The sequence below is a fragment of the Bacillus sp. FSL K6-1000 genome (assembly GCF_038630785.1).
Lineage (GTDB): Bacteria > Bacillota > Bacilli > Bacillales > Bacillaceae > Bacillus > Bacillus safensis.
Map to the genome: position 1 here is coordinate 1,694,377 of NZ_CP152042.1, position 19,482 is coordinate 1,713,858.

20 protein-coding genes and 1 pseudogene are annotated in these 19,482 nt (G+C 38.1%); 19 read left to right on the plus strand and 2 right to left on the minus strand.

All coding sequences use genetic code 11. From position 1 onward, the window contains the following. Positions 1 to 154 precede the first annotated feature (154 nt). The 4 genes from nrdI to MHI46_RS08585 all read left to right on the plus strand — a co-directional run bounded on the left by nrdI (position 155) and on the right by MHI46_RS08585 (position 4,309). Entirely contained in the window at positions 155 to 547 is a 393-nt protein-coding gene (gene nrdI, locus MHI46_RS08570) for a class Ib ribonucleoside-diphosphate reductase assembly flavoprotein NrdI (protein WP_008360380.1), read from the plus strand. Continuing rightward, positions 507 to 2,609 carry a class 1b ribonucleoside-diphosphate reductase subunit alpha gene (gene nrdE / locus MHI46_RS08575; RefSeq protein ID WP_058837641.1) on the plus strand — a complete coding sequence of 701 codons (2,103 nt, stop codon included), beginning with the start codon at positions 507 to 509 and terminating at the stop codon, positions 2,607 to 2,609. Before nrdI ends, nrdE begins: the two co-directional genes overlap by 41 nt. Positions 2,610 to 2,626: 17 nt before the next feature. Continuing rightward, positions 2,627 to 3,607, plus strand: coding sequence for a class 1b ribonucleoside-diphosphate reductase subunit beta (gene nrdF, locus MHI46_RS08580; RefSeq protein ID WP_024424085.1), 981 nt, complete (start codon positions 2,627 to 2,629; stop codon positions 3,605 to 3,607). Between the two features lie 84 nt (positions 3,608 to 3,691). Continuing rightward, positions 3,692 to 4,309 carry a hypothetical protein gene (locus tag MHI46_RS08585; RefSeq protein ID WP_058837640.1) on the plus strand — a complete coding sequence of 206 codons (618 nt, stop codon included), beginning with the start codon at positions 3,692 to 3,694 and terminating at the stop codon, positions 4,307 to 4,309. 67 nt (positions 4,310 to 4,376) lie between these two features. Here MHI46_RS08585 and MHI46_RS08590 read toward each other — a convergent pair whose 3' ends face one another. Next, entirely contained in the window at positions 4,377 to 5,135 is a 759-nt protein-coding gene (locus MHI46_RS08590) for an N-acetylmuramoyl-L-alanine amidase (RefSeq protein ID WP_039178790.1), read from the minus strand. Between the two features lie 320 nt (positions 5,136 to 5,455). On the opposite strand from MHI46_RS08590, the gene spoVK reads away from it, so the two are divergent. The 6 genes from spoVK (at position 5,456) to MHI46_RS08620 (ending at position 11,482) form a co-directional block, all read left to right on the plus strand. Beyond that, on the plus strand, positions 5,456 to 6,415 hold the full coding sequence (gene spoVK / locus MHI46_RS08595; RefSeq protein WP_024424083.1) for a stage V sporulation protein K: 960 nt from the start codon (positions 5,456 to 5,458) through the stop codon (positions 6,413 to 6,415). Between the two features lie 121 nt (positions 6,416 to 6,536). After that, positions 6,537 to 7,808: a GTPase HflX gene (hflX, locus tag MHI46_RS08600; protein WP_342503222.1), complete on the plus strand. Its 1,272-nt coding sequence runs from the start codon at positions 6,537 to 6,539 to the stop codon at positions 7,806 to 7,808. Positions 7,809 to 7,814: 6 nt separating this feature from the next. Continuing rightward, a complete protein-coding gene (locus MHI46_RS08605; protein WP_039178796.1) occupies positions 7,815 to 9,095 on the plus strand; it encodes an aminotransferase class I/II-fold pyridoxal phosphate-dependent enzyme in 1,281 nt (426 codons plus the stop codon). Between the two features lie 89 nt (positions 9,096 to 9,184). After that, positions 9,185 to 9,595: a MerR family transcriptional regulator gene (locus tag MHI46_RS08610; RefSeq protein WP_039178801.1), complete on the plus strand. Its 411-nt coding sequence runs from the start codon at positions 9,185 to 9,187 to the stop codon at positions 9,593 to 9,595. Positions 9,596 to 9,655: 60 nt separating this feature from the next. Then, the gene (gene glnA / locus MHI46_RS08615; protein WP_024427046.1) at positions 9,656 to 10,990 is read left to right on the plus strand and encodes a type I glutamate--ammonia ligase; all 1,335 of its coding nucleotides are present in this window, start codon (positions 9,656 to 9,658) and stop codon (positions 10,988 to 10,990) included. Positions 10,991 to 11,278: 288 nt separating this feature from the next. Then, on the plus strand, positions 11,279 to 11,482 hold the full coding sequence (locus tag MHI46_RS08620) for an XtrA/YqaO family protein (RefSeq protein WP_251180768.1): 204 nt from the start codon (positions 11,279 to 11,281) through the stop codon (positions 11,480 to 11,482). Positions 11,483 to 11,657: 175 nt separating this feature from the next. Here MHI46_RS08620 and MHI46_RS08625 read toward each other — a convergent pair whose 3' ends face one another. Then, on the minus strand, positions 11,658 to 11,873 hold the full coding sequence (locus MHI46_RS08625) for a hypothetical protein (RefSeq protein WP_242056701.1): 216 nt from the start codon (positions 11,871 to 11,873) through the stop codon (positions 11,658 to 11,660). Between the two features lie 477 nt (positions 11,874 to 12,350). On the opposite strand from MHI46_RS08625, the gene MHI46_RS08630 reads away from it, so the two are divergent. From MHI46_RS08630 to MHI46_RS08670, 9 genes and pseudogenes are all read left to right on the plus strand, one after another. After that, complete coding sequence (locus MHI46_RS08630; RefSeq protein WP_251180769.1) at positions 12,351 to 12,836, plus strand: SMI1/KNR4 family protein; 486 nt, start codon at positions 12,351 to 12,353, stop codon at positions 12,834 to 12,836. Positions 12,837 to 13,217: 381 nt separating this feature from the next. Next, positions 13,218 to 13,400, plus strand: coding sequence for a hypothetical protein (locus tag MHI46_RS08635; protein WP_251180770.1), 183 nt, complete (start codon positions 13,218 to 13,220; stop codon positions 13,398 to 13,400). Positions 13,401 to 13,482: 82 nt separating this feature from the next. Continuing rightward, positions 13,483 to 13,836, plus strand: a complete 354-nt coding sequence (locus tag MHI46_RS08640) for a structural protein (RefSeq protein WP_260775962.1) — start codon at positions 13,483 to 13,485, stop codon at positions 13,834 to 13,836. 751 nt (positions 13,837 to 14,587) lie between these two features. Further along, the gene (locus MHI46_RS08645; protein ID WP_075611426.1) at positions 14,588 to 14,956 is read left to right on the plus strand and encodes a nuclear transport factor 2 family protein; all 369 of its coding nucleotides are present in this window, start codon (positions 14,588 to 14,590) and stop codon (positions 14,954 to 14,956) included. Between the two features lie 234 nt (positions 14,957 to 15,190). Continuing rightward, positions 15,191 to 15,928 (plus strand): annotated as a pseudogene (locus tag MHI46_RS08650) (XkdF-like putative serine protease domain-containing protein); the annotation flags it as partial. Positions 15,929 to 16,274: 346 nt separating this feature from the next. Next, positions 16,275 to 16,892 (plus strand): hypothetical protein, encoded by a 618-nt coding sequence (locus MHI46_RS08655; RefSeq protein ID WP_142352181.1) that lies wholly within the window; start codon positions 16,275 to 16,277, stop codon positions 16,890 to 16,892. Positions 16,893 to 17,264: 372 nt separating this feature from the next. Next, entirely contained in the window at positions 17,265 to 17,846 is a 582-nt protein-coding gene (locus tag MHI46_RS08660) for a YiiX/YebB-like N1pC/P60 family cysteine hydrolase (protein WP_099663282.1), read from the plus strand. A gap of 305 nt (positions 17,847 to 18,151) precedes the next feature. Continuing rightward, positions 18,152 to 19,261, plus strand: coding sequence for a hypothetical protein (locus MHI46_RS08665; protein WP_260775963.1), 1,110 nt, complete (start codon positions 18,152 to 18,154; stop codon positions 19,259 to 19,261). After that, positions 19,262 to 19,396, plus strand: coding sequence for a hypothetical protein (locus MHI46_RS08670; protein WP_254966822.1), 135 nt, complete (start codon positions 19,262 to 19,264; stop codon positions 19,394 to 19,396). Positions 19,397 to 19,482: the final 86 nt, after the last annotated feature.

Genomic DNA, 19,482 nt, shown 5'->3' on the forward strand with positions numbered 1-19,482 from the left:
TTTGAACGTACGAGTTCGGCTATGAAGGTTCGGCCGGGTTGGTTGATTTTTTTCGTTTCGAACATCTATATGTTGTGTTTTGAAAAAACATAGTATACTATATATAGTGAATAGCGAAATGATCAACAATACTAAAAACTAGGTCGTGATGGAATTGATTCAAATCGTATTTGATTCAAAAACAGGAAATGTTCAACGCTTTTTGGACAAGACCCCTTTTACAGACAAACGAAAATTGACTGGAGAAGAGTTTTTGGATACGCCGTTTATTCTCGTCACCTTTACGACAGGATTTGGACAAGTCCCTAGTACCACTCAGTCCTTTTTAGAAAAAAATGCTCACCTTTTACTAGGTGTTGCGGTGAGTGGTAACAAAGTGTGGGGAGATAATTTTGCAAAAAGCGCCGATACGATTTCTAAACAATATCAAGTTCCTATTTTGCACACCTTTGAACTAAGCGGAACAAAAAGGGATGTTGAGTTGTTTACACAGGAGGTAGAAAGAATTGTCACAAAATCAGGTTCCAAAGTGGATACAATTAAATAACGAAATTATGATTCAAAAAGAAGGAAAGTTTCAGTTCGATAAGGACAAAGAAGCTGTACATAGTTATTTCGTAGATTACATTAATCAAAACACGGTCTTTTTTCACAATCTAGAAGAGAAGATTGATTACTTAATAGAAAACGACTACTATGAGGAAGAATTTTTAAGACAATACAGCATGGCAGATATTAAAGAAGTCTTTGAAGCTGCATATGCCAAAAAATTTAGATTCCCATCATTTATGAGTGCATTTAAGTTTTACAATGACTATGCACTGAAAACAAATGATAAAAAGAAAATCCTTGAACGCTATGAAGACCGCATTTCAGTTGTGGCACTTTTCTTTGCGGGTGGGGATAAAGAAAAAGCACTTGAGTTTGTAGAATTGATGATCAATCAAGAGTACCAGCCAAGTACACCAACCTTCTTGAACGCTGGACGTAAAAGACGCGGTGAGCTTGTGAGCTGCTTCTTGCTTGAAGTGAATGACTCACTAAACGATATTTCAAGAGCGATTGATATTTCCATGCAGCTGTCAAAACTAGGCGGCGGCGTCAGTTTGAACCTGTCAAAACTTCGTGCAAAAGGCGAAGCAATCAAAGATGTAGAAAACGCGACAAAAGGTGTCGTCGGCGTGATGAAGCTTCTTGATAATGCATTCAGATATGCAGATCAAATGGGGCAAAGACAAGGATCAGGCAGTGCCTACCTGAATATTTTCCACAGAGATATCAATGATTTCTTAGATACGAAAAAAATCTCTGCAGATGAAGATGTTCGCGTGAAGACTCTGTCCATTGGAGTCGTCATCCCGGATAAATTTATCGAGCTTGCTAGAGAAGATAAAACAGCTTACACTTTCTATCCGCACACAGTCTATAAAGAATATGGACAGCATCTTGATGAGATGGACATGGAAGAAATGTATGACGAGCTTGTAGAAAACCCGAAAGTTAAAAAAGAAAAAGTCAATCCGAGAAAGCTTCTTGAAAAATTGGCTGTTCTACGCTCAGAATCAGGCTATCCATATATCATGTTCCAAGATAATGTAAACAGAGAGCATGCTTTGAACCATATTTCACGAGTGAAATTCTCAAACCTTTGCTCAGAAGTGCTTCAGGCGTCAGAGGTTTCTTCTTACACGGACTATGATCAAGAAGATGAAATCGGTCTTGATATTTCTTGCAACCTTGGTTCATTAAATATCATGAATGTCATGAAAAACAAATCGATCGAAAAAACGGTTAAGCTTGCAACAGACTCACTAACGCTTGTGTCTGAAACAACAGACATTCGCAATGCACCGGCTGTTCGAAAAGCGAACAAAGCGATGAAGTCAATCGGACTTGGTGCGATGAACCTTCATGGGTATTTAGCTCAAAACCAAATTGCCTATGAAAGTGAAGAAGCAAGAGATTTCGCCAATACGTTCTTTATGATGGTGAACTATTATTCAATTAAACGCTCAAGTGAGCTTGCGAAAGAAAAAGGAGAAACATTCCATCGTTATGAAGGCTCTGGCTATGCAACTGGTGAGTACTTCAATAAATACGTGGAAACTGATTTCACACCAAAAACAGAAAAAGCAGCAGCACTATTTGAAGGCATGCACATTCCAACAAAAGAAGACTGGGCAGCACTCAAAGAATTTGTAGCGGAAAATGGCATGTATCACAGCTATCGTTTATGTATTGCACCAACAGGTTCCATTTCTTATGTTCAATCGGCAACAGCCTCTGTGATGCCAATTATGGAACGTATCGAAGAAAGAACATACGGCAACAGCAAAACCTATTACCCAATGCCAGGTCTATCAGCGCAAAACTGGTTCTTCTATAAAGAAGCGTACGATATGGACATGTTTAAAGTGGTCGATATGATCGCAACAATTCAGCAGCACGTCGATCAAGGAATCAGCTTTACACTATTCCTGAAAGATACGATGACAACGCGTGATTTAAACCGCATCGATCTTTATGCACACCATAAAGGCATTAAGACACTTTATTATGCAAGAACGAAGGATACAGGGCAGGAAGGCTGTCTTTCTTGTGTTGTTTGATTAAAGGAGAGTTTAACGTGACAAAAATTTATGATGCAGCCAACTGGTCAAAACACGAAGACGATTTTACACAAATGTTTTACAACCAAAATGTGAAGCAGTTCTGGCTTCCAGAAGAGATTTCCTTAAACGGAGATCTCTTAACATGGAAATATTTAGGTGAAAAAGAGCGAGATACGTACATGAAGGTACTTGCTGGATTGACTTTACTTGATACAGAACAAGGAAATACAGGGATGCCGATTGTGGCTGAACATGTGGACGGCCATCAGCGTAAAGCTGTACTCAACTTTATGGCAATGATGGAAAATGCGGTACATGCGAAATCATACTCCAATATCTTCATGACACTCGCACCAACTGAAACGATCAGTGAAGTGTTTGAATGGGTCAAAAAGAATAAATTCTTGCAAAAGAAAGCAGATATGATTGTCAGTTTATACCGTTCGATTCAAAAGGACGATCCTATTTCTCTCTTTAAAGCAATGGTGGCTTCTGTTTATTTAGAAAGCTTCCTGTTTTATAGTGGTTTTTACTACCCGCTATATTTCTATGGGCAAGGAAAGCTCATGCAAAGCGGTGAAATCATCAACTTAATTTTGCGTGATGAAGCGATTCATGGTGTGTACGTTGGATTATTAGCACAAGAAATTTACAACAAACAAACACCTGATGTGCAAAAAGAGCTGTATGATTTCTCAATTGACCTCTTGAACGAGCTTTATGAAAATGAACTTCATTACACTGAAGATATTTATGACCAAGTCAATTTATCGCATGATGTGAAAAAGTTCATTCGTTACAATGCCAATAAAGCGTTAATGAACCTTGGATTTGCCCCTTATTTTGAAGAAGAAGAGATTAACCCTATTGTATTGAACGGACTCAATACAAAAACAAAGTCGCATGACTTCTTCTCAATGAAAGGGAACGGCTACAAAAAAGCAACAGTTGAGCCGTTAAAAGATGACGACTTCTTCTTTGGAGATGAATCATAAGGAAAGCGTAAAAGTCAAAACGCATCACTCGTTTTGGCTTTTTGCCATTTCTAACAATGTGTTACATACTGGAGGTTACCGAACATGGGAAAAATGGACGAAATCATTTTAGTTGCACCGCGTACGCGCGTGTTCCAAAATGAAACACTTGCGTTTAATGGTGTGAACAGTGAAGAGAAAACAATCAGCACCATTATGAAAGAAATCGAAGAGCACTTCGAGCAGATGCGAAGAGGCGATGCAGAAGAAAATCCTGACTTCAAGCAGCCGATTCCTTATGTTGTGATTAAGCGTGAGGACGAAGTATATGTATACGAAAGACTTCAAGGCGGAGGAGAGACTCGCTTACATCATAAGTTATCTCTTGGCTTTGGGGGGCATATGAATTTCGTTGAAGGGAAAAACTTTGCTGAGATTCTAAAAGAAAATACGGATCGTGAGCTGGACGAAGAACTTTCAATTCAAGAAGAAGACAAACTTGAAATGAAAACCCTTGGATTAATCAATGACGATGACAACAGTGTCGGCCGTGTGCACATTGGACTGTTATCAGCGCTTGAACTATCTCCAGGTGCTCATGTAGAAGTAAAAGAAACAGATCAAATCTCAGGAAAATGGATGAAAACAGCCGATTTGAAAAAGCCTGAATACTTCGATCGTCTTGAAACATGGTCTCAATTTGTCGTCAACATCTTAGCGTAAATAAATACACAACAAACCGGCTCAGCAGAAGACTTGAGCCGGTTTGTTTCGTTACAACAGCTTAAAATTATTGGAAAACGAATGCGTCATGACCGGCCTGCTTCAATCTTGCGACGAGGTCATCTGCATTTTGCTTTGTACGGAAAGCCCCGGCCTGTACTCGGAACATGCCTCCGTCTAATACAACAAATGCGTCAAAGCCTTTGGATTTAAGTGTGGCTGCTAATTCATCTGCATTGGCTTTCACTTTGAAAGCTCCTGCCTGCACTTTATAAAGATTACTTGCTTTTTTTTTCAATTGAAAGGCTTCTTCTAGACCAGTCGCATGAGCGCGAGCGATGCCTTGAAGGAAGGTTGCGTTGCGGAGCTTATTAGCATCAGCTGTCGTATCAATGAAACCATTCTCTGTTAAAATAGCGGGCATAGAAGTTTCTCGAAGAACGTGGAAGTTCGCAGTTTTCTTGCCGCGGTTAGCAAAATCAACTGAGCGGACAATTTCATCATGAAGGGCGTTGCGATACGTGGTGGTCGGTGCTGAAACGCCAGGATACACATAGCTTTCAAACCCTGTGCCCCCGCCAGCATTAATATGAATAGATACGAAATAGTTAGCTCCCCAGCTGTTTGCTGCATTCGTACGCTGGGACAAAGTGACGGATTGGTCAGTTGAACGACTTAAGCGGACAGAAACCCCATCATATTCACTAATCAAAATGTCTCTCAGTAAAAGCGCGATTTGAAGTGTTATATTTTTCTCCAAAAGTCCATTAGCACTAGCTCCAGAATCTGTTCCTCCGTGGCCAGGATCAATAAAAATTTTCACCATCTATTCATCACCTCGTCTTTATTTTATGAGAAAATAGAAGAATTGCCTGTACAAAATGCGGAAATCATTGAGACTCTTTTCTGCATCATTTGTGATCAAAAAGCTACATTTTTCTAAGAAAAAACAAATTGTTGGTTTGTCCGCCCAAACGGGATGAATACAATGGAAATAGCACATCATTTCCTGGGAAACCGCACAAATCCCTACAATATTCGGTATCTCGGGTCATTTTGACAGCAAACTTGGGCTTAAGCGGGCGATTGTCACGATTACAGCTCCACCCGAATAGAATAAAGAGAGAAGAGCGAGAGGTGAATACGTTGGAGCGAGCTGTCACATATAAAAACAACGGCCAAATCAATATTATACTTAACGGACAAAAGCAAGTATTGGTTGATGCAGACTCAGAGGCAGAATACCTAGAAGCCTTGCAGAAAAATGAGGCAAAACACAGCATCTTACGGGAAATAGAGCGTGAAATGAACAGCCTTGTCGGTATGGATGAAATGAAACGAAACATAAAAGAGATTTATGCTTGGATTTTTGTTAATCAAAAACGGCAGGAACAAGGGTTAAAGGTAGGGAAACAAGCGCTTCATATGATGTTCAAAGGGAATCCTGGCACAGGGAAAACCACAGTTGCAAGACTTGTCGGGAAGCTTTTCTTTGAAATGAATGTGCTCTCAAAGGGTCACTTAATCGAAGCAGAACGCGGTGATCTTGTTGGAGAGTACATTGGTCATACAGCGCAAAAAACAAGGGATTTAATTAAAAAATCACTGGGTGGTATTTTGTTCATTGACGAAGCCTATTCTCTTGCACGCGGAGGAGAAAAGGATTTTGGAAAAGAGGCGATTGATACTCTTGTAAAACATATGGAGGACAAACAGCACGAATTCATTCTAATTTTAGCTGGCTACTCCAAGGAAATGGATCATTTTCTTTCTTTAAACCCCGGCCTGCAATCAAGATTTCCAATCAACATCAGCTTTCCTGATTATACAGTCGATCAGCTCATGGATATTGCTAAACGAATGATGGCGGACAGGGAATATGTTTTTACCCAAGAAGCCGAATGGAAGTTGCGGGATTATTTAATGCACATTAAAAGTACCACGAGCCCGGCAAAATTCAGCAATGGCCGGTTTGTGCGAAACACCATTGAAAAGGCCATACGAACCCAGGCGATGAGACTGCTTCTTGTGGATCATTATGATAAAAAAGATTTGCTGACCATTAAAAGTCACGATCTTCAAATGAAAGAGGATACGCCTTCTTGAAATGGCGTATCCTTTTTATAAAGAGTCACTAAAATAAACCATCCGAATAGTGGTATACGTGTGATCTGTTTGGTATGATGGTACTACTGAAAACTTAAGTACAGAAAGGAAACAACTGACGTTGAATGAACATGAAATGACTGAAAAAGCGATCCTTGTCGGCTGTCAATTGCCGCATGTAACGGATGAACGCTTTCAATACTCAATGGAAGAATTAGCTTCCTTAACCAAAACGGCTGGCGGTGAAGCTGTCAGCGTGATGACGCAGAAGAGAAATAGACAAGACAGCGCAACGTATATCGGTAAAGGGAAAGTAGAAGAACTTGAGGTGCTTTGCGAGGAACTCGAATGTGATGTCATTATTTTTAACGACGAGCTTTCTCCAAGCCAGCTAAAAGCTTTGGCGACTGCTTTAGATGTAAAAATTATTGATCGTACGCAATTGATTTTAGATATCTTTGCAAAAAGAGCCCGTACAAGAGAGGGGAAGCTGCAAATAGAGCTTGCCCAGCTTCAGTATGCCCTGCCGAGACTAAGTGGACAAGGGATTAGCCTCTCAAGACAGGGAGGCGGAATTGGCGCAAGAGGTCCAGGTGAAACAAAACTTGAAACAGACAGACGCCATATTCGAAACCGCATTCACGAAATTAACGGGCAGTTATCTGCAGTCAAAGAACATCGAACAAGATACCGGGAACGCCGAAAGAAAAATGGTGTGTTCCAAATTGCGATTGTCGGGTATACGAATGCTGGAAAATCAACTTTGTTTAATCAATTAACAGAAGCAGATAGTCATGAAGAGGATCTGCTGTTTGCGACACTTGACCCAATGACACGTAAGATGACATTAGAATCTGGCTACAGTGTGCTCATTTCGGATACGGTTGGCTTTATCCAAGACCTTCCGACAACACTGATCGCCGCATTTCGTTCAACCCTTGAAGAAGTGAAGGAAGCCGATTATTTGCTTCATGTCATCGACTCTTCTAATGAGGATTATGAAGGGCACGAACGAACGGTTCATGAGCTTTTAGAAGAATTAGAAGCGGACCGTATTCCAATGCTGACTGTTTATAACAAGGAAGATCAAATTAGACCAGATTTCATCCCATCTTCAAAGCATCGCCACATATTAATCAGTGCTAGACGCAAAGAAGATGTAAAAAGGTTAAAAGCGGATATTATGGCTGAGCTGAAAAAAGCCTTTTTAAAGCCATATTATGTGAAGATTCCAGCGTATGAAGGGAAGCTCATCTCCGCATTAAAATCAGAAACGCTTGTGGAATCACTAGAATTTCAAAAAGAAGCAGAAATTTACGACATCACCGGATTTAGTGGTGAGGATCAGACCATTTTAGGTCAAATCAAGAAGTATATGTTGGAAAGGAATTAAATCAAGATGTTTCACACATTAAAACACGGCAGTATTTTAGAAAAAGCAGCAGCAGAAACAGAACAAGAGATTTTACACGTACATCAGCAAATTGATCAAACGAGCGAACAAAATGAGTGGCGGGTGCTTGAAAGCTATCGAAAGCACAAAGTCAGTGACTCTCACTTTAATCCAACAACTGGATATGGCTACGATGATATGGGGAGAGACACGTTAGAAAAGATTTATGCGGATGTCTTCGGAGGAGAAAGCGGCCTTGTCCGTCCGCAGATCATTTCCGGCACACACGCGATTTCCATTGCTTTATTTGGTGTGCTGAGACCTGGCGATGAATTGATCTACATGACGGGAAAACCATACGACACGTTAGAAGAAATTGTCGGGATTCGCGGGAAAGAAGGGACAGGCTCATTAAAAGACTTCCAGATTGACTACAAAGCCATTGATTTGCTTCAAGATGGATCAGTCGATTACGACAAAGTAAAAGAGTCGATTTCTTCTAAAACAAAAGTGATCGGCATTCAACGTTCAAAAGGCTATGCGTCGAGGCCATCCTTTACTATAGAAGAAATTGAGCAAATGATTTCATTTGTGAAAGAGATAAATGAAGAAATCATTGTGTTTGTAGACAACTGTTATGGTGAATTTACTGAATTACAAGAGCCGTGTCATGTCGGAGCTGATCTCATGGCCGGTTCACTTATTAAAAACCCAGGCGGAGGCCTTGCCAAAACAGGCGGCTACATCGTTGGAAAAGAAAAATGGGTCGAAGCTTGCTCTTATCGAATGACATCTCCGGGCATCGGCAGTGAAGCGGGTGCATCGCTGTATGCGCTCCAGGAAATGTATCAAGGCTTTTTCTTGGCGCCGCATGTTGTGGCTCAAAGCTTAAAAGGCGCAGTATTTACGGCTCGCTTTCTTGAGAAGCTCGGATTCCTAACAAACCCAGCATGGAATGCGAAAAGAACGGATTTAATTCAATCTGTCGAATTTGGAGATCCTAAAAAAATGATTGCGTTCTGTCAGGCAATCCAGTATGCATCTCCGATTAACAGTCACGTCACTCCACATGCAAGCTATATGCCGGGCTACGAGGATGATGTCATTATGGCAGCGGGCACATTTGTACAAGGAGCCAGTATCGAATTATCAGCCGATGGTCCGATCAGACCGCCTTATACTGCCTACGTGCAAGGCGGTCTCACGTATGCCCATGTGAAAAATGCGATTTGCAGTGCTGTCGATGCCTTATTGGATCAAGGTTTTATTGAAGTGCCTGCTCAATAAAAAACCATGTTAATATTCCTAACATATTGTTGACACATAATATAACATGACATATAATAAATTTAAGCAAAGAGGAGGAGACAGTTGAGATGAGTGATAACATTCGCCGCTCAATGCCTTTATTCCCAATTGGGATTGTCATGCAGCTAACAGAATTATCTGCAAGACAAATTCGCTATTATGAGGAAAATGGTTTAGTATTTCCAGCAAGAAGTGATGGAAACCGCCGATTATTTTCTTTTCATGATGTTGATAAATTACTAGAAATTAAAAATCTCATCGAACAAGGTGTAAACATGGCAGGAATCAAAAAGCTTTTTGCCAAAGCTGAGGCAGAAAATCCATCGTCTGATAAAAAGACAGAGGAAAAAACCACAGCTAAGCACAACTTGTCAGATGATGAACTCAGGAAGCTACTGAAGAAGGAACTCATTCAGGCTGGACGTTTCCAACAAGGAACGACCTTTAGGCAGGGGGATATGTCAAGGTTCTTCCGTTAACCAATTAGCAAAAGCATTGCTATACACATTTTACCTTTTGTAGGGGAGGAGTTTTACGAAATGGCAAAGTACACAAGAGAAGATATCGTAAAATTAGTAAATGAGGAAAACGTAAAGTACATCCGTCTGCAATTTACAGACATTCTCGGAACAATTAAAAATGTTGAGATTCCTGTGAGCCAGTTAGAAAAAGCTCTCGATAACAAATGTATGTTTGACGGTTCATCTATTGAAGGATTCGTACGTATCGAAGAATCAGACATGTACCTATACCCAGATCTGAACACATTTGTTATTTTCCCTTGGACAGCAGAAAAAGGTAAAGTTGCACGCTTTATTTGTGACATTTATAAGCCAGACGGGACACCATTTGATGGAGACCCGCGTAACAACTTAAAGCGTATCTTAAAGGAAATGGAAGAACTAGGATTTAGTGATTTCAACCTTGGACCTGAGCCAGAATTCTTCTTATTTAAATTAGATGAAAAAGGCGAGCCAACGCTTGAACTAAACGATAAAGGCGGATACTTTGACCTTGCGCCAACAGATCTAGGCGAAAACTGCCGCCGTGATATCGTGCTAGAGCTTGAAGAAATGGGCTTTGAAATTGAAGCATCTCACCACGAAGTAGCACCGGGGCAGCACGAAATTGATTTCAAATATGCAGGCGCGATCCGTTCTTGTGATGACATTCAAACATTCAAACTCGTTGTCAAAACAATTGCCAGAAAGCATGGTCTTCATGCGACATTCATGCCAAAACCATTGTTCGGTGTAAACGGATCTGGTATGCACTGTAACCTATCATTATTCAAAAATGGTAAAAACGCATTCTTTGATGAAAAAGCAGATTTACAATTAAGCGAGACTGCTAGACACTTTATCGCAGGTATCGTCAAGCACGCAACAAGCTTTACAGCAGTCACAAACCCAACGGTTAACTCTTACAAGCGTCTTGTACCTGGCTATGAAGCACCTTGCTATGTGGCATGGAGTGCACAAAACCGCAGCCCATTGATCCGTATCCCGGCATCACGCGGCATCAGCACACGCGTAGAAGTGCGCAGCGTAGACCCATCTGCAAACCCATACCTTGCACTAAGCGTATTACTTGCAGCAGGTCTTGACGGAATCAAAAACAAACTAGAAGCACCAGCACCAATCGATAGAAACATCTATGTCATGGACAAAGAAGAGCGCCTTGAAAACGGCATCTCTGACCTTCCTGCAACACTTGCAGAAGCACTCGAGCTGCTAAAATCAAACGAAGTCATGATCAACGCACTAGGCGATCACCTATTCGAGCACTTCATCGAATCAAAAGAAATCGAATGGGATATGTTCCGCACCCAAGTTCACCCATGGGAACGCGATCAGTATATGTCTCAGTATTAATAATAAAAACCCCTTGGAGCCATTGGCTTCAGGGGGTTTTATTTTTGTGAGTGTTTCTAATATTTCAAAATGAGGAAGCCATCACCCACAATTCACCCACAAAAAAGGCGTCTTTAAAACTTTTCAACGAAGGTCTCAGAAAAAGTATTCAAAACCTTGCTGAAATGATTGGTACGAAGTCCAAGTGGAGCGATATTGTCCGCTATATTTGCAAATACAGAGTGTCTAATTAGGAAAGGAAGAGGAATATCAGATGAAAAACAAATTTACAGAAGGAGACTTGTGCGCATGAATAATTCTTACAAAGTTACAAATTCAACCATCTCCATTAATAACTTTATGACCAAAGGAGAAGTGAAAGTCATTATTCTAGATGGCCATTCCAACCAAGCGTTTTTAGCTGAAGCATCTATTTACGGAAAAAGGGAAATCACTACACGTGACGGCCAATTTACAAAGTTAAATTACTCAAGTTCACACAAAATAAAATAGCAGGAGGCTTCCACCTGCAGGAAACAGTCAAAAATAAGTTAATTGCTAATGATTCTGAAATTATTAAAACAGGCATAGTGATGGCAACTATAAATTTTAAAGTTAGCTAATTAAAAGTGAGATAGGGGTATCTCACTTTTAATACCAACCTTGATATTTGCCTGTCCGAGTACCATCACCCTCTTTTGCATCTTTTAGGAGGAAAGAGACAAATGATAGATTCTTTTTGTGTATTGGCTTTTAGATGAATAGTTTTCAGCTCAACTTGAGGAGTTATAATCTTTTGACTCATGTTGCTGTCTGCATTAGAAGTTGAAGCGAATGCAGGAGATCCAGAAACCAGTAAAGCAAAGGATAATGCGGAACAAGTTATAACTTTCTTTAATCTCATTTAAAACACTCCCTAGTTTATTTTGACATCCTTAATTATCCTATATTTTATAAAAAATTCAAGGGTATTTTTGTAAAATACGAACGATTTTCAGAGTTAGATAGATTATAAGAAAATTTCCATATGAACTTTCAAGGAGTGGTAGGATGAAATCTAAAAACAATTGTGATTACTTCAAGGGATTGATGAGAAATCATAGTGGTAAATCATTACCATCACCAACAAAAGCAAATATGAAATGGTATAAGCCTGAAGATAGAGTAAAGAGAGATAAGGACATCCGAAATAAATATATCAGATGTATATTAGTAAATACGGAGATTCTAAATGGGATTGGTCTGGTTTAGACATTCACCATGTTATTCCTTTAGAATATGGTGGAGATAATAAAATGGGTAATTTATATGCACTCACAAGAACGCTGCATCAACAAGAGGTTTCTACTTGGTGGAGAGGATATAGATAGAAGGTGAAAGATTGGGTAGGATCGTGCAGATATTAGAAAAGCTTAAAAATCAATTAGATGAGAAGAACATCATCAAATTCTCGGTAGACGGTGAAGTCTATGAAAAGTGCTGTACCTTTAATGCCCCAGCCGATCAAGAAAATATAAAACAATTTGAAAAGAAACATCATGCATTGCCTGACGATTTCAAAGAGTTTTTATGTCTACATAATGGCGCAAGAATATTTGAAGACATAGTTTTTGGGAACAAGGTGGGTGGAGGATTACACATTTTCAGTTTAGAAGAAATCGAATCCGAGTTGTCTAATGATTTTTTTGATCAGGTTGATGGAACAGCTATAGCTGCTCTTTTTGAAGGGTGCTACTTGATGATAAATAAGGGAAATTCCAACCTTTATCTATTTGAAGACGGTTTAGAATATAGGCTGCTTGATGTAGATTTTGAAACTTTTCTTCAGAAGTATATTAATTCTGAAGGCGAAGCGTTTTGGGAATAATAGAACCAAAGTGTCCATGTTTATGGGCACTTTTTTTATTTGTATTGCCGAGAAAAAGCCGACAAAAAGGGGGATAAAAAAGGGACCTTTTTTCCTATGTGGATCATCGTATGATAGAGACAAGCAAAACCAACGTGAATATTTTGTCCAGAAGGAAGAACCTGCGGACGCTGATCATTGAGCACTTTAAGTGCCTTGATTGGTGTGCGCTTTTTTTATTGGGAGACGGCCCTTTCCCTTATCAATGCCGTATCGAGGACAGTTTTTCATTTTAATTGATGATTGACTGTACTTGGCATCCTCTCGGAGTGTAGTCATCATTTAAAAATCTATTTAAGCGAATAGCGTAAGGTGGTGCTTATTCGGCAAGGAGCGATTGAAATGAAGATTAGGGATTCTGTTTCTAAAGAGACATTAAATCAATTTAAAAGCATTGCTCCTGGTTCTAATAGAAAGAAGGAGAACGATGCTGATCCCATTACGAATAGGGATTGGGAAGAAATCATGGGAACGAGACGCGAAACGTATCAACGACAAGGCGGCCGGATCCGAAGAAAACGCTGATTTGAAGGGAACAATCGTCTTTTAGGTGTATGGCTGCAGGTGCTTTGGCGAGGGATAGGAGCGCAAAAATATAAAAAGGGAGATGATGAGCAAGGCATCAGGATTAGAAGTGTCGGCGAACCCGACAAAAGCTAATCACAAAATTGGAGAGGATAAGGTCGTACGAATTGCAGTACAAAACCACAATGACTTTAGTGCTGGTCCCAACCTTATTCCACAAAGAAAGGATAATGTAAAGTGGGAGACAATTAAAACAAATTCCCCGAACCCACTTAACCCAGATGAACAACTTTATGATCAATTTGACATCAAAGAGTCATTTGGTAACAAAAAAGGTACTTATCGCTTTAGAGTGGATGTAAAACGTTACGACAAAAAGGGCAATCATGTTGCAACTCTTGGAACATTCTACACTAGCGAATTTTACATTAAATAGAACCAATTCAGTGAACACCTGAAAATTTCCAAATACCTCCCATATATGTTTGGGAGGTGATTTCTTATGAATGAAATTAACGAAACCAACGAATTTACATCATTTGAACAGAGTAAATACATCAGGATTTATTTAAATAATTTGAGAAAAAGATGCATAAAGCAACTATTAATCAACAAACAGCATTTAAAGAGAAAATAAAAAAGCAGTATAATAGAAAAGAGATTCAAATGCTTTTGGGTAGGACTGAAGATATTATAGAGAATAAGAAATCTAATAAGCATTACATTGATGCAACAAATAAACCTAATAATTGACTAGACTTTGCTAGAACGATTGGTATTATTAGCTTGTCGCTCCCTTGAGGAGTGTGGATTGAAAGAAACTATATCTTTAAAGTTAAGAAGAGCCAATGATGTAATTATCATTGGCTCTTTTCTTTTAACGGAATTTAAGTTACCTAAATAAAGGGGTGTGTTCTTTACAAGAGCACCCCTTTTTCGTATAGGCGAGGGGCTTGGCACGCCCCCAAGCTTAAACGAGAGCGCGGCAGCTTCACATGCTCCTTATACATTATAATAGGTGTACTTAGTACACCGCTAATATAACAAGGCTTTAAAGTGCACCAATAAAGCGAATGAGTATAGAATGACATAAATTCCAACCAAGAACTTTTTTTTGTTCATTTTGATATAATAGATTCAAAACACTAGTTAAGAACTGCGCTTAATTAAAAAATAGAGGAGTACTTATGAAAGAAAAAATTATAAAAGAATATTTCTTTATGTGGGTAACTAGAGATTTTACGTTTTTAGATACGTATTTTTCTGATGATATTATCTACCGCGAATGTTATGGAGCAATGTATGTGGGTATAGAGGAAGTCCATTTGTGGATCAAAAAAATGTTACTGAAGCAAGTTGTTTTAGAATGGAAGATAAAAAATATTCATCAAGTAAATGATACCTTATTTTTTGTAGAATGGTTTTTTAAAGCAAAAGAAGAACAACTTTATTCATTTGATGGTATATCAATGATTAGATTTGATGGAAATAAAATCCGATTAATAGAAGAGTATGAAGCTAAACATGAAACTTTTAGACCATGTAAGATTGATTAAAGATGTCCAGAGACAAGAACATATACCAATTGAAGTCGCTATTTTAGCGGCTTTTTATTTTATCGGTACAAGTTCTTGCCCCGATTGCGGGAATGCGAAAAGAACATTTTACTATTGCCAATTAGTCATAAATCTAATCGATAAAAGTTGGGTACTTTGTGTCATTTTGGTAGGGAACTTTGTGTCAATGTACAATGAGCTTCACATTCAGGAGGCTTCATATTCTAACGTGAATTGATAAATGCAAAAATCACACACGTTTCATACGTGGACAAGGCTGCTAATCAAAAGCAGTTCTTTTTTATGAAGTCAGAAAAACAGCCAGACTTTCAAAAAGAGAACAAGGTCATTGCGAAGGTTGATGATGTGCAGCGTCTTGTGTACGGTATTGTATACGAACCAAACGTTGCTGATGCACATGGGGATTACATGACACCGGAGGAGATTGAGAAAGCCGCTCACGGGTTCCTAAAAGATGCACGTGAGATCGACAAGCAACATGATTTCCAAGGCGGTGTCGGGGAAGTCGTTAAATCTTACATTGCTCCTTCCGATTTTGAAATGGGCGGTGAAGTTATCAAGAAAGGATCGTGGGTCCTTGTGACGAAGGCTTCCGATGAAATCTGGAATCAGATTCAAAAGGGCGAGATCACCGGATATTCAATGGCCGGAACAGCGGATATAGGAAAGCAAGAGCGTGAGCCAGCTTCTGATGAGAAGGGGCTTTTTTCTTTGCTTAAAAACTTCTTTTTGAAAAATGAGAAGCCAGCGGAAGAAGTAAAAAAGGCAGGTCGGAAGTTTTCCGCTGCTAACTTAACTGAATTGAAAAATGCAAGAGCCGCTATCGACAATCTGTTGAGTCAAGCGGAAGAGAAGAAGGAAGAAGAAGTGAACAAAGAAGATTTGCAAAAGATGCTAGAGGAAACGATTGCACCGGTCGTAAAACATCTGGATGACCTTGAAAAGGGGGAAGGCGAAGGATAGCCTAATACGCAAAAAAAACAAATTGACGAAGCTGTCGCAAAAGAAATGGCCGCAACTGCAGGGATGTCTAGGTCCAAGAGATGCAAATAATTTGGATCGATGTATCAAATATAGGTTGTAGGAACTTCTCATTCTTGTAAGGAAACAAGTGGTTAAAGATTTCCGATTAAAAAATTGAATTGATTGATAAAGTAAAGTAGTACTACTTCATTATAAGCACAAATACTGGTAGAATTGAGCAAGCAAACCATAAAATACAACTGAGTTAGAGCAGTATAGCCAATATTCGAAAATAATTAAAATATGAGGGAGAAATTTAATGGAGTATGTATTAATGGAACCACCAATTATAATGGAATCCTTTGAAACTTTATCAAAAAAAGAGGCTAAAATTCTCTTCGATTGGTTTGTTAATCAGATACCACTTCGGATTGAAGTTTTGAAAAATGTTACTAATGAAGAGGTGGACTTTAATTTCACTCCCGAATCACTTATAGATATCTATAGTTGGTTTTTATCTCAGATTGAAATTTATGAATTATCAGAAGAAGAGATTGGTAGAGAATTAGAAGAATTAAGGCAATATCCTGATTTTATTTATGAAGATGAAAAAAAGAGCTTATTGGCTAATCCAGTTGAAATTGCAAAAGTGGACTATGCAATAGCAATGGATATCGGGATTTATTATGCAGAAGTTATTAGAAGAAACCATCCTCAAGTAAAGTGGACGTGCTTTACTAAGCCAAAATCTTATGCATACTTAAACAAGCCTATTCTTCATTTCGAAGAAGGCGACAGCATTTATTATGAGCGTGAACCTATAGATTTAATGTTTATTCTGAACCAACGAATTAAAAAAGGAGAAGTAACAGAGCGTACACTTTATGAAATGTATTTTAAAGATGAGAATTTGATATTGGGTGTAGACGAAGATCCTGAAGATGAAGATTAAAAAGAGTAACTTCTGACATGGAAGTTGCTCTTTTCATTTTGTTTTTAGAAACTTGAATAAAGAAAGTATGTCTAAAATAAATACTCAACGAAAATGATTGTTTGCTGATACTCTATAATCATAATACTAGTTGGATTTCAAAAGAATATGGAGATAGCATAAAGAAGATGGGATATTTACAAAATGATTGAGCCCTTATGCGTCTTTTGGTTAATTTAAGAGCTGAAGATCCTTTTCAGTAAATATATTAGAATTGTATTAAATATGAAAATTAGTGAAAAGATACTTATGTAATCCAGAAAAGTATTAATTTTTAATGCCCTTAGAAATTGAGGGATTATTTTTAAATTAGGCAAGGAGGCTGTAATTTAGATGAGTTCGGATAAATTTAAAAGTATAAATACTATAGAATATACCGAATTAAAGAATGATCTGAGGACTGGTGACCTTTTATTATGTTCGGGTGAATATTTGGTAAGTAAGTTAATTAAACAAGTTTCCAATTCACTCTTTAGTCATGTTGGTATTATTCTGAAGTGGAAAGGGCTATTATTAATAATTGAAAGTGTCGAGGACGATGGAGTTAGAATAGTTCCTTTAGAACATTATTTGACTAACTATGAGAATACAAATGAAAGTTATGATGGGAAGCTATATATTGCACGGCACAAACAGTTAAATGAAGATGGTGGTGAAAAACAAAATACCATTATTGTTAAAGGTTTATCTTTATTAAACAAGAATTATGATAAATCTGAAATAGCACAGATAGTTGCTCGAATAGGATTGGGAGTAGGTAAACATAAAGATAATGAGGAGTTTATCTGCTCTGAATTTGTAGATGTATGTTTTAAAGAGGCAGATATTTGTTTTACCTCAGATACAAAAGGTTTTATTTTTCCTGAACACATTGCTGCTGATGAAAATGTTATTCCTATCGCTCGAATAGGTTAATATTTGATTCATAACAAACTGGCCTTCGACATGAGAAAGGCTTGTTTGTTTATGCAATTACCTGTTGATTTTTTTGTGGTAGGCATTAAAATAACATTTTGTGAATTCCACTTTTAGCGTAGCCCTTCTAAAAGAACTCAGAATTCGTTCAGTTGCTTGTCACTTCTAATCAGCGATTCTAAAGTCACTCATTCAATGTATTTGCGGGATACCGAAAATTTCTATTAGGGACAGTTTGTCTTTACATATGTTGTAAATCTAGTGTTAAAATATTATAAGGGATTTGCTTAGAAGGGGGTAAAGGGATGACAGAATTAATTGCCTCTCAGGAGGTAGGAAACATGTTAAACACCTGGAATCTTGCCATACAAAAAGGGGATTTGTCGGCAGCTATTGAAATGCAAGATGACATAGACAAGGCAATCGAGCAAATGGAAGAAAATCAAGATGTTCTTTTGTATTATCAACTTTTAAGCTTTAGACTTAAGCTGAAACTTCAGAATATTAGCAAAAACCTAGATAAACCATTCTTTGAGAGGAATGCACCAGACGAAAAAGAAGAGAAGACAAACAAACTCATGTCCTATTACTTCTATTTCTATAATGGGATCTATCATGACTACTTACAAGATTATGATAAGGCGCTAAGTTATTTCAGAATAGCTGAGAAGAAGTTGGCTTATGTTGATGATGAAATAGAAAAAGCAGAATTTCATTATAAACTAGCTGTTCTATTTTATGATTTGAAAATGACTTTCTTATCTAAATATCATGCTCAAATTGCTTGTGACACATTTAATGCACATGAATCATATATCAATAGACAAATTAACTGTAGAATGCTGCATGCGCTGAACTTAATCGATCAATTTGAATATGAGAAAGCAAGTGAACTTTTTAACGAAGCAGAGAACATGATCCGAAGTATCAATGACAATCATTTAATTATTCATCTCTATTACAGCATGGGTTTTTTGGAAAGCAAAAGAGAGAATGCTGAGAAAGCATCTGCATTTTTTAGACGCACACTGAGTTATGAAGAAATTGAGAAACAAATGTTATTAAAAATGAGATGTTTATATGAACTAGCCAGAATAGAAGTATCAAATCAAAGCAATGAAGTGATTGAATGGGTTGATCTAGGCATTTCTTTGTCGGAACAAGTGAACCATCACATTTTTCAAATTAAATTTAAATTGTTAAAAGAACTATTATATGAAACAAATGAAACTCAACAAGCCAATATCAGTAATTTGTGTGCAGAGCTTGAAGAAAGAAGAGTTTGGGTTGATTTAGAGGAAATCTTGGTTGATGTGGCGAAATATTTAGAGGAAAAAGGCTTGTTGCAACAATCATTGAGTTATTATAAAAGAGCCTTACATGCAAGTCAATTTGTAGGAAAAGGAGTGAATTAAATGAAAAAGTCTTTTTTTATTCCATTATCAATAGCTGTGGTAGCATTAGGTACACTTTTCTTTACAAATGGTTTCATTCAACCTCAACATGATGATGTCCAAACCGTCGCATCAAGAGGGAGCTCTGGAGGATAATTGGTTAAAAAACGATAAAGTGGATTAAAGTGTCAGACTCCTTATGGTATTCTAGTAAAAGAATACGCCATAAAAGGAGTCTTTTT

Coding starts and splice junctions, on each gene's coding strand:
- MHI46_RS08585 (WP_058837640.1), top strand. CDS start 3,692: ATGGGAAAAATGGACGAAATCATTTTAGTTGCACCGCGTACGCGCGTG.
- MHI46_RS08590 (WP_039178790.1), bottom strand. CDS start 5,135: ATGGTGAAAATTTTTATTGATCCTGGCCACGGAGGAACAGATTCTGGA.
- MHI46_RS08605 (WP_039178796.1), top strand. CDS start 7,815: ATGTTTCACACATTAAAACACGGCAGTATTTTAGAAAAAGCAGCAGCA.
- MHI46_RS08610 (WP_039178801.1), top strand. CDS start 9,185: ATGAGTGATAACATTCGCCGCTCAATGCCTTTATTCCCAATTGGGATT.
- glnA (WP_024427046.1), top strand. CDS start 9,656: ATGGCAAAGTACACAAGAGAAGATATCGTAAAATTAGTAAATGAGGAA.
- MHI46_RS08620 (WP_251180768.1), top strand. CDS start 11,279: ATGAATAATTCTTACAAAGTTACAAATTCAACCATCTCCATTAATAAC.
- MHI46_RS08625 (WP_242056701.1), bottom strand. CDS start 11,873: ATGAGATTAAAGAAAGTTATAACTTGTTCCGCATTATCCTTTGCTTTA.
- MHI46_RS08635 (WP_251180770.1), top strand. CDS start 13,218: ATGAAGATTAGGGATTCTGTTTCTAAAGAGACATTAAATCAATTTAAA.
- MHI46_RS08640 (WP_260775962.1), top strand. CDS start 13,483: ATGATGAGCAAGGCATCAGGATTAGAAGTGTCGGCGAACCCGACAAAA.
- MHI46_RS08645 (WP_075611426.1), top strand. CDS start 14,588: ATGAAAGAAAAAATTATAAAAGAATATTTCTTTATGTGGGTAACTAGA.
- MHI46_RS08655 (WP_142352181.1), top strand. CDS start 16,275: ATGGAACCACCAATTATAATGGAATCCTTTGAAACTTTATCAAAAAAA.
- MHI46_RS08660 (WP_099663282.1), top strand. CDS start 17,265: ATGAGTTCGGATAAATTTAAAAGTATAAATACTATAGAATATACCGAA.
- MHI46_RS08665 (WP_260775963.1), top strand. CDS start 18,152: ATGACAGAATTAATTGCCTCTCAGGAGGTAGGAAACATGTTAAACACC.
- MHI46_RS08670 (WP_254966822.1), top strand. CDS start 19,262: ATGAAAAAGTCTTTTTTTATTCCATTATCAATAGCTGTGGTAGCATTA.